General features: G+C 71.2%; 12 protein-coding genes and 1 tRNA gene. 4 read left to right on the forward strand and 9 right to left on the reverse strand.

Annotated features, from left to right (window positions below; all coding sequences use genetic code 11):
• Window positions 1-45: 45 nt before the first annotated feature.
• Complete coding sequence (locus tag MK786_RS15900) at window positions 46-351, reverse strand: hypothetical protein (RefSeq protein ID WP_241113203.1); 306 nt, start codon at window positions 349-351, stop codon at window positions 46-48.
• A 104-nt stretch (window positions 352-455) separates the two neighbouring features.
• Here MK786_RS15900 and MK786_RS15905 point away from each other — a divergent pair, with 104 nt between their 5' ends.
• Both MK786_RS15905 and greA read left to right on the forward strand, forming a co-directional pair.
• Entirely contained in the window at window positions 456-848 is a 393-nt protein-coding gene (locus tag MK786_RS15905) for a DUF4307 domain-containing protein (RefSeq protein WP_241113204.1), read from the forward strand.
• 88 nt (window positions 849-936) lie between these two features.
• Complete coding sequence (gene greA / locus MK786_RS15910; RefSeq protein WP_241113205.1) at window positions 937-1,428, forward strand: transcription elongation factor GreA; 492 nt, start codon at window positions 937-939, stop codon at window positions 1,426-1,428.
• Window positions 1,429-1,436: 8 nt separating this feature from the next.
• Here greA and ilvA read toward each other — a convergent pair whose 3' ends face one another.
• Both ilvA and MK786_RS15920 read right to left on the reverse strand, forming a co-directional pair.
• Window positions 1,437-2,693: a threonine ammonia-lyase gene (gene ilvA / locus MK786_RS15915; RefSeq protein WP_374200497.1), complete on the reverse strand. Its 1,257-nt coding sequence runs from the start codon at window positions 2,691-2,693 to the stop codon at window positions 1,437-1,439.
• Window positions 2,690-3,880 (reverse strand): AI-2E family transporter, encoded by a 1,191-nt coding sequence (locus MK786_RS15920; RefSeq protein ID WP_241113206.1) that lies wholly within the window; start codon window positions 3,878-3,880, stop codon window positions 2,690-2,692. The genes ilvA and MK786_RS15920 overlap by 4 nt, the downstream gene beginning before the upstream one ends.
• Before the next feature lie 103 nt (window positions 3,881-3,983).
• Here MK786_RS15920 and MK786_RS15925 point away from each other — a divergent pair, with 103 nt between their 5' ends.
• Both MK786_RS15925 and MK786_RS15930 read left to right on the forward strand, forming a co-directional pair.
• Window positions 3,984-5,261 (forward strand): winged helix-turn-helix domain-containing protein, encoded by a 1,278-nt coding sequence (locus MK786_RS15925; RefSeq protein ID WP_241113207.1) that lies wholly within the window; start codon window positions 3,984-3,986, stop codon window positions 5,259-5,261.
• A gap of 9 nt (window positions 5,262-5,270) precedes the next feature.
• Complete coding sequence (locus MK786_RS15930; protein WP_241113208.1) at window positions 5,271-6,206, forward strand: hypothetical protein; 936 nt, start codon at window positions 5,271-5,273, stop codon at window positions 6,204-6,206.
• Here the strand turns inward: MK786_RS15930 and MK786_RS15935 are convergent, their stop codons facing one another.
• The 6 genes from MK786_RS15935 to MK786_RS15960 form a co-directional block, all read right to left on the reverse strand.
• Window positions 6,207-7,304 (reverse strand): DNA glycosylase AlkZ-like family protein, encoded by a 1,098-nt coding sequence (locus MK786_RS15935; RefSeq protein WP_241113209.1) that lies wholly within the window; start codon window positions 7,302-7,304, stop codon window positions 6,207-6,209. It lies immediately after the preceding gene.
• Between the two features lie 52 nt (window positions 7,305-7,356).
• Entirely contained in the window at window positions 7,357-7,926 is a 570-nt protein-coding gene (locus tag MK786_RS15940) for a LemA family protein (protein ID WP_191767297.1), read from the reverse strand.
• A gap of 83 nt (window positions 7,927-8,009) precedes the next feature.
• Window positions 8,010-9,323 (reverse strand): D-arabinono-1,4-lactone oxidase, encoded by a 1,314-nt coding sequence (locus tag MK786_RS15945; RefSeq protein WP_241113210.1) that lies wholly within the window; start codon window positions 9,321-9,323, stop codon window positions 8,010-8,012.
• Window positions 9,320-10,549 carry an alanine racemase gene (locus tag MK786_RS15950; protein WP_241113242.1) on the reverse strand — a complete coding sequence of 410 codons (1,230 nt, stop codon included), beginning with the start codon at window positions 10,547-10,549 and terminating at the stop codon, window positions 9,320-9,322. The genes MK786_RS15945 and MK786_RS15950 overlap by 4 nt, the downstream gene beginning before the upstream one ends.
• Before the next feature lie 36 nt (window positions 10,550-10,585).
• A complete protein-coding gene (locus MK786_RS15955) occupies window positions 10,586-11,443 on the reverse strand; it encodes a serine hydrolase (protein ID WP_241113211.1) in 858 nt (285 codons plus the stop codon).
• Window position 11,444: 1 nt separating this feature from the next.
• Window positions 11,445-11,518 (reverse strand) — tRNA-Leu (locus MK786_RS15960).
• Window positions 11,519-11,558: the final 40 nt, after the last annotated feature.

Raw genomic sequence — 11,558 nt, forward strand, 5'->3', positions numbered from 1 at the left:
CCGGGGCGCGGCATCCCGAACCGATCGGACGGTGGGATGCCGGGCTCAGCGCTGCGCGCCGCCGGTCGGCTCGTCGGGGTCGACGCTCGCGTCGTCGGTCTCGGTCGCCTCGACCGCACCGTCCGCCTGACGCTCGGCCTCGAGTTCGTCGAGGAGGTCGGCCCGCACGCGACCGCGCCGGATGCGACGGATCATGTCCCAGACCAGAACGATCGTGACGACCGCCACCAACGCCGTGATCACGAAGCCCCACGCGCCCGGCGTCACCTTGGCGGGGTCGATCATCGACGGCGTGGGCGTCGGGGTCGCGGTCGCTGCCGCGAGTGCGAGGGCGGCGAGTGCGTCGTGCATGGGGATTCCCTCGTTCTGCCCCGATCGGGCGGTGCGGGTGGCCGCGACCGCGGTCGGAAGCGCATAGCCTGGAAGTCCAGCCTAATCTTCCTGACGGACCGGCCATGACGACACAGCAGATGCTCGATGAGCGCTACGGGCGCACGCGCTCCCCCGCGCGGCGCTGGATCGTCGGCGCCGGGATCGCCGTGGCCGTCGCGCTGGTCGCACTCTTCGGCTGGATGACCGTCTCGGGGTCGCTCGACGCCGTCGATTCCGACGCGACCGGGTTCGAGGTCGTCGACGCGCACTCAGTGGTGCTCAGCTTCCAGATCACCGCTCCCCCCGGACGCTCGGTCGCCTGCGCGATCGAGGCGCAGGACCAGGAGCACGGCGTCGTGGGGTGGCGCGTGGTCGAGATCCCTGCCGGACAGAGCCACTCCCGGGCGCTGCGCGAGGTCATCCGCACGACGGCCGAGGCGACGACAGGTTTTGTCAACTCCTGCTGGGTGACGTAGTCTGGGCCGACCGCAGTCGATACGCGCCCTGGCCGAGAGCCGGGGCGTTTGACATATCGACCCTCCCCGCAGACCGAAGGAGTCAGACGTGTCCAGCGATGCCCCGGTGACCTTCCTCACACAGGATGCCTACGACCGCCTCGCCGCCGAGCTCGAGCACCTCTCGACCACCGGCCGGGAGGAGATCGCGAAGCGCATCGAAGCCGCGCGCGAAGAGGGCGACCTCAAGGAGAACGGCGGCTACCACGCGGCGAAGGACGAGCAGGGGAAGCAGGAGGCGCGCATCCGCACACTCCAGCACCTGCTGAAGACCGCCACCGTGTCGGAGGCTCCTCAGTCGACCGGCGTCGTCGAGCCCGGCACCGTCATCACGGCGATCGTCGCCGGCGGCGAGGAGGTCTTCCTGCTCGGCAACCGCGAGATCGCGGTGGGGTCCGAGCTCGACGTCTACAGCGAAGCCTCTCCTCTCGGAGCCGCGATCCTCGGGCGCAAGGAAGGCGAGACGACGGCGTACACGGCGCCCAACGGCCGCGAGATCACGGTCGAGATCGTCAAGGTCGAGACCTACACCGGCCAGTAGCCGTCCGGTCAGTCCGGCATGACGGTCGGCAGATAGCCGGCCTGCTCGAGCACCGAGATCACGTGGGCTCGATGCTCTTCGCCGCGCGTCTCGACACTCAGCTGCAGGATGACCTCGCTGATCTGCAGCCCCTGCCCGTGGCGGGTGTGGAGCACCTCGATCACGTTGGCGCCCGCCTGCGCGAGCAGCTCCGAGACTCGGGCGAGCTGGCCCGGGCGGTCGGGCAGCGGGATCTGCAGCGTCATGTAGCGGCCCGAGGCCGACAGCCCGTGTGCGACGACCCGTTGCAGCAGCAGGGGATCGATGTTGCCTCCCGACAGCACGCTGACGACGGGTCCGGCGGCCTGCACCTTCCCGGCGAGGATCGCGGCGACGCCGACCGCGCCGGCGGGCTCGACGACCTGCTTCGCCCGCTCCAGCAGCACCAGGAGGGCGCGCGCGATGTCGTCCTCCGAGACGGTGACGACGTCGTCCACGAGGTCGCGGATGATCGCGAACGGCAGGTCGCCCGGGCGGGCCACAGCGATGCCGTCGGCGATCGTGGGGCGGGTCGCGACGTCGACCGGATGCCCTGCCGCGAGCGACTCCGGGTAGGCCGCCGAGTTCTCGGCCTGGACGCCGATCACCCGCACCGTGCGTCCCTCCGCCGCGGCGCGGGCCTTGACGGCCGCCGCGACGCCGGCGATCAGGCCGCCCCCGCCGATTCCCAGCACGATCGTGTCGAGGTCGGGGAGTTCGTCCATGAGCTCGAGCCCGAGGGTGCCCTGACCCGCGATCACGTCGGGATGATCGAACGGGTGGATGAACACCGCGCCGGTGCGCTCGGCGAACTCCGCGGCCAGGCGCAGCGGCGTCTCGACGGTGGCTCCCTCGAGCACGACGTCCGCCCCGTAGCCACGGGTGGCGAGCAGCTTGGGCACCGGAACGCCCAGCGGCATGAAGATCGTCGCGGGGATGCCGAGCGACTTCGCGGCGAGAGCGACGCCCTGAGCATGGTTGCCCGCGGAGGCGGCGACGACACCGCGCGCACGCTCCTTCTCGGTCAGGCGCGACAGGCGATAGGTCGCGCCGCGGATCTTGAACGACCCGGTGCGCTGGAGGTTCTCGAGCTTGAGGTGCACCGGAACGCCCATGAGCTCGGAGAGGTGCAGCGACTCGTCGAGCGGCGTGTGCGCGATCACGCCGTCGAGCGTGGCCGCGGCATCCGCGAAATCGGCGGGGGTCGGCGCGGCCAGGTGGCGCGCAGCGGGCGAGGTCGTGCTCACGTAGGTCTCCTGCTCGGGCGCGGGACGGTGCTCCAGATGAGGTCGCCCGTGGGTCTGACCCCCGTCTCCCACGACCGCTGGCCGATGTAGACCGCCACGACGTTCACGAACGCCGCGAGGGGAACCGCGAACAGGGCGCCGGGGATGCCGGCGATCATGGCGCCGCCGGCCACCACCAGGACGACGGCGAGCGGGTGGACCTTGACAGCCGAGCCCATCAGGAGCGGCTGAAGGACATGGCCTTCGAGCTGCTGGACTCCGAGCACGACGATCAGCATCCACAGCGCGATCCAGGGACCGTTGTAGACGAGGGCGAGGAAGACGGCGATGGCTCCCGTGACGACGGCACCGACGATCGGCACGAACGCGCCCAGGAAGACGAGGACGGCGACCGGGATCGCCAGCGGAACGCCGAGGAGGAACGCGCCCAGGCCGATGCCGACCGCATCGATCGTGGCGACGAGGAGCTGTGTGCGCGCGTAGTTGACGACCGTCACCCAGCCGGCACGCCCGGCGCCGTCGGCGGCGCGGCGCGCCTTGCGCGGGAAGAGCCGAAGCGTCCACCGCCAGATGCCGGCGCCGTCGGCGAGCAGGCACAGCAGGATGAAGAACGCCAGGATGCCGCCGGTGAGCACGTGGCCCAGGGTGCTGCCGAGGGCGAGCGCGCCCGACCAGACGAGCTCGGCCTGCTCCTGCAGGAAGCCCCACCCCTGCGCGAGCAGGCCGTCGATCTGCTCCTCGGTGAGGTGCATCGGCCCTTGGACCAGGTAGGTGCGGAAATTGTCGACGGCCTCGACGGTGCTCGCCTGCACATCCGACCACTGGCGGGTGATCTGCCAGGCCACCAGCCACAGCAGGCCGCCCACCACAGCGAGCGTGCCGACGACCGAGATGACGATCGCAAGCCATCGAGGGACCCGATGCCGCAGCATCCAGCTGAAGACCGGCCACAGCAGTGCCGTCACCAGGATGCCGACCAGGAGCGGGATCACCAGCAGCTTCAGCTGGATGACGAGCCACACGGCAACGCCGATGGCGGCGGCGACGACGAGGAAGCGCCACGAGTAGGCGGTGGCGATGCGCAGACCGCGCGGGATCGTCCCCGACAGCTCGGTCGAGACGACCCGGTTCCGGTCGCGGAACGCGTCGAACAGCGAGCCGCGTGGCTTGTCGTCGGAGCCGCTCATTCCGCCAGTCTAGGCGCGTCGCATGCCGCGCGAGTCATGTGCCCCGTCGGTGCGTGAAGGTGCCACGACGCCGGTGTCCGGACTCCCGGCTAAGCTCTCGCGCGTGAAGTCGACCCTCAGTGCGGCGGAGGCGCGCCGCATCGCCCTGGCGGCCCAGGGCTTCGCGCGGCCGCGGCCGGCGGTGGCGGGAACGCGGCAGCTCAATCTTGCTCTGGCGCGCATGGCGACGCTGCAGATCGACTCGGTGAACGTCTTCGCGCGCTCGCACTACATGCCGCTCTTCTCTCGACTGGGTTCCTATGATCCTGCGGCACTCGACCGCCTGCTCTTCGCCCGGCGCCCGCCGTACGTGGAGTACTGGGCGCACGTCGCGGCGTTCATCCCCGCTGCCGACTGGGCACTGTTCCGCTTCCGCATGGACGATCTGCGGGCCAAGTACGGCACGAAGCCCGACGGCTGGTTCCAGACCCACCGCAAGACGGTGGACTGGGTGCGCGCCGAGCTGGTCGACCGCGGCCCCCTGCGCCCGGCGCAGATCGAGCGCGACGCGCCGATGGGCGCCCGCGGCCAGTGGTGGGACTGGGACGACGTGAAGAACGCGCTGGAGTACCTGTTCATGTTCGGTGAGGTCGCCATCGCCGGTCGGCGCGGTTTCGAGCGCCGGTACGGTCTGGCGGCCGATGTGATCCCCGCCGAGGTGCTCGCTGCGCCGGTCGCGCGCCAAGACGCGATCCGCGAGCTCGTCCGCCGTGCGGCGACCGCGTACGGAGTGGCGACGGCCGCCGATCTCGCCGACTACTGGCGGATCGCCGACCGCCCCGCGATCCTGCATGCGATCGCCGATCTCACCGACACGGGCGAGCTGCTCCCGGTGACCGTCGAGGGGTGGACGACCGCCGGACGACCGGCCAAGGCATGGGTGCACCGCGACGCCGCCCTCCCCCGTCGCGTCGATGCGACGGCGCTGCTGACGCCTTTCGATCCCGTGGTGTGGTTCCGCGACCGCGCGGAGCGCCTGTTCGACTTCGAGTACCGCATCGAGATCTACACACCCGCGCCGAAGCGCCGGTACGGCTACTACTCCCTGCCCCTCCTCGTCGGCGACGACCTCGTCGGCCGCATCGACCTCAAGGCCGATCGGGCAGCATCGACGCTGCGCGTGCAGTCGGCGTGGTGGGAGCACGGAAGGCCGCCGGATGCCGCGGCCCGCGTCGCCGACGAGCTGCGGGACGCGGCGCGCTGGCAGTCGCTGGAGCACATCTCGATCTCGCGGTGGGGCGACGCCGTCGACGACCTCGCCGATGTGCTGCCCGAGGCAGAGCGCCACGTCGCGGGGCCCGGCGAGCCTGTCGCGCTCGCCGCCGACGAGCCCGGGGGCTAGCGTGGAGAGGTGAAGCGCGTAGTGGTCGTCGGCATCGTCGGCGGCATTGCGGTGCTCGCGCTCGCAGCGACCGGGGTGTGGTGGTTCACCAGCCGCCCGCCCACGGCTCAGGCCGCCGCCGAGACCTACCTGCGCGCCCTCGAGACGGGCGACTTCGCGGTGATCGCCGGCCTGCGTGGCGGCGAACTCGGAGCAGACGCGGAGTCCCTCCTCCGCGACGCCTTCGCGGGTGCGGCCTCCTATGTCTCCGACCCGGAGATCCTCGAGGTGCGCATCGACGACGACAGCCTGGCCGCGGTGCACGCGGAAGCACTGCTCGGCGACGACCGGCGCACGCTGAACTTCACGATGCGCGACGGCGGCGACGGGTGGGAGCTCACCGGAGACCACCTGGGTGTGCTCCAGGCGGAGACGATGCTCGCGTCCGCGCCCGCCGGCGACTCGGTGTGGGTCGGTGGGGCCCTCGCCCCCGCAGCAGCGGAACTGAGGCTGCTGCCCGCCGTCTACGAGGTGCAGGCGGCACCGCGCGGCATCCTGGCAGGGACGGCGACGGCGGCCGTGGGCACCGATGAGCCGATCGCCGTCACGATGGACGCCGCGCTGTCCCCCGGGGCGACCGCGCTCGCGCAAGCGCAGGTCGACGCGTATGCGGAGGCGTGTGCGGCCGCGACGGCGAGCGTCCCGGACAACTGCGGTCTGCGGGTTCCCTGGGCGGCGGACCTCGCCGCCCTCGACTCGATCGCGTTCCGGATCGACAAGCGCCCGGCCGTCTCCCTGCATGACAACGCCGCCGGCTTCGACGCCACCGGCGGCGTGATCGTCGCGACCGCCTCCGGCACGACCCGCGGCGGCGAGTCGGCGAGCTTCACCTATCGCGCCGACGAGTGGGCGCTGCGTGGATCGATCCGCTTCTCGGGCGATGACATGATCCTCGCCGTGCGCTGATCACGCCTCGCGCAGCCCCTGCACCTCGAGGCCGAGCCACTGGGCGAGGTCGTGGATCTCGCGGTGAACCGCGTCGGTGGTCGCGGCGTCGAAAGGCGTGTCCTCGTGCACGGCGAAGACCCGCAGCACACCGGCCTTGCGGTCGGCCTTGGCATCGAGCTTGCCGACGAACCGGTCGCCGTGGAGGATCGGCAGCGCGAAGTAGCCCCAGCGTCGCTTCGGCGCAGGCTTGTACATCTCGAGCAGGTACTCGTACCCGAAGATCTCCTCCAGCCGCTTGCGGTCGAAGACGAGCCGGTCGAACGGCGACAGCAGCGCCGTGCGCGGCACGAAGTCGTCGAGTGCGGCGAGCGCATCGGTATCGAGTCGCCACGTGCCCGCGGTGTCATCGATCACCGCTTCTTCGCCGACCCCGCCGACGTCGATCGGCTCGATCGGCTGCGACAGGCTCTTCGCGCGCGCGACGCCGAACGACGTGAGGCGTCGCTCTGCGCGCTCCCGCGCCGCGTCCTCGGGTGAGAGCACCGGAAGACCGGCCGGATAGACGCGTTCGGCCAGGTCGAACGACCGGCCGCCGAAGTCACGCGACGAGATGGCGACGTCGCCGCGGAGCACGAGCATCTCGAGCAGCTGCAGCGTGTTGCGGTTGTTCGTCCACCCGGACGAGCGCCAGGACACCTGCGCGGTGTCGGCGATCTCGGCCGGACGGAGCGGGCCCTCTGCCCGCAGCTTCGCCATCACCTCGCGCCGGAACACGTCGTTGGCAGCCAGCCACTCCCTCGCCTCGCGCGATCGCGGGCGCTTCGCCATCTCGGGTCGCAGCAGCGGCAGGTCGGCCATGGTGCGATAGAAACCGCCCCATTCGAAGACGGCGCGATCCTCCTCGACGAGACGAACCAGATCGGCGGGCTGGTAAGGCCACCCGAGGCGCGACCACAGGATGAGATCGGCGCTCGGGGCGATCGCCGCTGTGGGCTCGATGTTCACGACCGTCAGCGCGTCGATCGTCTCGACGATCCCGGCGGGCCGATCCGCCGACAGCAGCTGTGCGCGCACAGCCACGCGCCGTGCCTGCTCGCGCGTCAGCCGGTGGGCCATGAAGAGACGCTAGCGCGGGTCGGGGACACTCCGCGGCCCGATCCGCACCGCGTCAGAACTGGACGCGCGGCGGCTCGGAGATGGCGGCGCCGTCGACGACCTCGAAGAACTCGCGCTCGTGGAAGCCGAGGTTGCGCGCGAAGAGGTTGTTCGGGAACACCTTGATCTTGGTGTTCAGCTCGCGCACGCCGCCGTTGTAGAACCGGCGCGAGGCCTGGATCTTGTCTTCGGTGTCGACGATCGACTGCTGCAGGTGCAGGAAGTTCTGACTCGCCTGCAGCTGCGGATATGCCTCGGCGACGGCGAACAGCGACTTGAGCGCCTGCTGCATGTGCCCCTCCGCCACGCCCGCCTCGGCCGGTCCGCCGGCCGAGAGCGTCTCGGCCCGCGCACGGGTGACGTTCTCGAAGACCGCCTTCTCGTGCGCCGCGTAGCCCTTCACCGCCTCGATGAGGTTCGGCAGCAGGTCGGCGCGGCGCTTGAGCTGGACGGTGATGTCGCTCCACGCCTCATCGACCCGCACGTTCAGTTGAACGAGCGAGTTGTACGTGGCCCACAGGTAGATCCCGACGATCGCGGCGAGAGCCACAACGATCAGGACCGGGATCAGCCATTCCCACATAGCCGGATACTCCGTTCGAGGTTTCCCTCATCCTAGCGAGGGCGGCCGTCGCCGTCTGTCCCGGTTCCTCGGACTCTCAGCCGTTACTCACCGAGGACGCGCTGGAGGTAGGGATTGGCGAACACGCGCTCCGGGTCGAGGCGATCGCGCAGCGCCACGAAGTCGCCGAAGTGCGGGTAGCGCTCCTTCAGGATCGCGGCATCCAGCGTGTGCATCTTGCCCCAGTGCGGACGACCGCCGAAGCCCAGCATGACCTGCTCGACGGCCTCGAAGTACTCCGTCGGATCCTCTCGCCAGTAGCGGTGGACGGCGATGTAGCCCGATGCCCGGCCGTGCGCGGTCGACATCCACCGCTCGTCTGCCGCGGCGAAGCGCACCTCCACAGGGAACGAGATGCGCCAGCCGCGCTCGTCGAAGAGCGCGCGGAGGGCGTCGAACGCCGGTCGCACATTCGCGACGGGCAGCGCGTACTCCATCTCACGGAAGCGCACCGACCGGGAGGTCGCGAAGACGCGGGACGAGGCATCCGTGAATTCGCGATCCCCCCACAGTTTGACCGACAGGCGATTGATCGGCGGAATGGTCGCGGGGATGGCCCGCGCGACGCTGCAGGCCACCTGGTGCAGCCCGCTGCCGACGAGTGTGTCGTCGACCCACTTGCCCACCGCCGGGAGCGGGTGCCGCGGGGCGCTCGCAGGCAGGCGGGTGTTCGTCTTGGTCATGGCCCGATCCGTGTGCGGGAACCAGTAGAACTCGAAGTGGTCGGCCTCGGCCACGCGCGTGTCGAGCTCGTTCAGCACGACCTCGAGATCTTCGGGCTGTTCAACGGCGTGCAGGACGAACGCCGGCACGCACTGCACGGTCACGTCGACCAGGATTCCGAGCGCCCCGAGGCCGAGGGCCACCGCCGGCAGCAGATCGGCGTTCTCGATGTCGCTGACGACCAGCAGATCGCCGGACGCCGTCACCAGGGTGGCGCCGACGATCTGGGCCGCGATCCCGCCGAAGCGCGCGCCGGTGCCGTGCGTTCCGGTGGAGATGGCGCCGGAGATCGACTGGCGGTCGATGTCGCCCAGGTTCTCCATCGCGAGGCCGTACGGGGCGAGGAGCTCCGGGATGTGGTGCAGGCGGGTGCCTGCGTGGAACGTGACCCGGGACCGGTCCACATCGACCGCCACCATGCCGCTCAGGTCGGCGAGGTCGAGCAGCACCCCGGGCGCGACGGCGATTCCAGTGAAGCTGTGGCCGGCGCCGACCGCCTTCACGGGCAGCCTCTGCCGTGCCGCCGCCGCAACCGCGCGCTGCACCGCGTCGGACGTGCGGGGGAACTCCACCCGGCGCGGGCGCACCGACTCGGAGCGGCCCCAGTTCTGCCACTTACCGCCTGGACGCGTCACAGGAACGCCTTTCCCTCGCCGCGATACGTGGGCACCTCGCCGATGAGGTGCTCTCCGTCGACGACGTGATACCGGTCGACCCGCTCTGCCAGTTCGCCGCTCTTGGAGTGACGGAACCACACGCGATCGCCCACGCGCAGATCGCGGGCGGCAGCGCCCTTGAGCGGCGTCTGCACCTCGCCCGCTCCCTCGCGCGGCAGGGTCGTGAGGCCCTGCGGCCACACCGGCAGCGGCTGCCGCGAGGCGACCGGCGGGCCCGAGGCGATCCAGCCGCCGCCGAGCACGGTCGCGACGTCGGGCGCGGGCTTGCGCACGACCTCGAGCGCGAACGCGGCGGCCGGCGCGAGCTCGAACGACCGGTAGCCGTCGAAGAGGTGGCCCGCGAGCAGCCCGCTCCCTGCAGTGAGCTCGGTGACGGACTGATCGGATGCCGTGAACTCGAGCGAGCCGGTGCCGCCGCCGTTGACGAACTCGAGCGGGGCGACGTCGCGCAATGCCGCCACGATCTCGGCCCGTCGCTCCAGCAGCTCACGGGACGAGCGGCGCTGCATCCAGCGGATCACGCCGTCGCCCGAGCCGGTGTCGTCGCCCTGGCCGGCGATCTGCGCCTCGTACATCATGAGTCCGACGAGCCGGAACCCCGGGCGGGCGGCGATGCCGCGGCCGAGCGCGGCAACCTCTCCCGGTTCATGCACGGGTGACCGGAAGACGCCGATGTGGCCGAGTCCCGGAGCCCGCCACGACGCGTCGGCATCGATCGCGACGCGCAGCTCGGGGCGCGTTCCCGGTGCGGCGACGGCGTCGATGAGATCGAGCTGCGCGAGGTCGTCGACCATCAGCGTCACGCGACGCGCTGCCCGCTCGTCGGCCGCGAGGGAGGCGATGGCAGCCCGGTCGGCGGTCGGATATCCCACCACCACGTCGTCGTGCGCCTCTGCCAGCCAGAGCGCCTCCGGCAGGGTGAACGCCAGGATCCCCTGGTAGCCCGCCATCGCGAGCGTCGCGTCGATCGCCTCGCGCACGCGCACGGACTTGCTCGCCACTCGGATCGGCACGCCACCGGCGCGCACGACCATGTCGAGCGCGTTGTAGCGGAGGGCCGGCAGGCTGAGCGTCGCGACCGGACCGGAGACGTCGCGGACGGCACGCGACAGGCCGCCCCAGAAGGACGCGGGTTCCTTCCACGGCTCCGTCGCAGTGGCTGAGGACAGCAGGTCGAGGCTCATACGGCCCGCTTCGGGTGCGCGCACATGCGCACCAGCCTAGGGCCCGGGGCTCGCCTGCGCCGGACGTCCTGTGGATGTGTCGCGCGCCAGACCCGACCGCAGGCGCCGTCCGATCTCGCGCATCGCGTCGAGGACGGTGTCGCGCACCGAAGGGTCTGCGCCGGACTCCCACTCGGCGAGCACGGCGTACGCGATCGCGCGGTCCCCCGATCGCACCGCGCCCACGTCCGCGCGGACGCCGCTGTCGGTGCCGGTCTTGTTCCACAGTGCGACTCCGCGGTCGACGTCGCGGTGCGCGAGCGGATCGAGCCCGAACGCCGAGGCGACCATCGACAGATCGGTGCCCAGCGACAGCCAGCCCCGCACCTGGGCACTCACGTCGGGAGAGACGGCGTCCCCGCGTTCGATCGCCGCGACGAGGGAGGCGAGCTCGGCGGCCGATCCGTACGAAAGTGCGGGCGGATGCTGCGGCCCGCGCTCATCGCGCACCCGGTCGAGCAATGCTGTCCGACGGAGCCCGAGCGTCCCGGCGAGGTCGGCGACGGCGTCCAGCCCGACGATGTCGAGCAGAACGTTTGTCGCGAGGTTGTCGCTCACCGCGCCGACGAGCCGGGCGGCGTCCGCGGCGGCGAGGGAGGAGACATCCATGACGTGCCACAGCCCGGAGTCGGCGATCGTCTCGCCGCCGCGGCGGACAGGAGCCGACGGGTCGAGCTCGCCGGCGTGGAAGCGGCGCGACAGCTCGAGCAGCAGCAGCACCTTCCCGATGCTCGCCGTAGACAGGACGCGGTCGGACCGATGCGCGGCGAGCACCTCGCCCGAACCGGCGTCGAGGACGCAGGCCGACCAGCACAGGCCGATCGAGGGGTCGTCGGTCAACGCGTCGAGCAGCACGTACCCCCGCTGGGACTCGAACCCAGACTGAAGCGATTTTAAGTCGCCTGCCTCTGCCGATTGGGCTACGGGGGCGCCCGCCGGAGCGAACGCCTCCACGCTACCGCCCGGCAGT

The sequence above is a fragment of the Microbacterium sp. CFH 31415 genome (assembly GCF_022538185.1).
GTDB lineage: Bacteria > Actinomycetota > Actinomycetes > Actinomycetales > Microbacteriaceae > Microbacterium.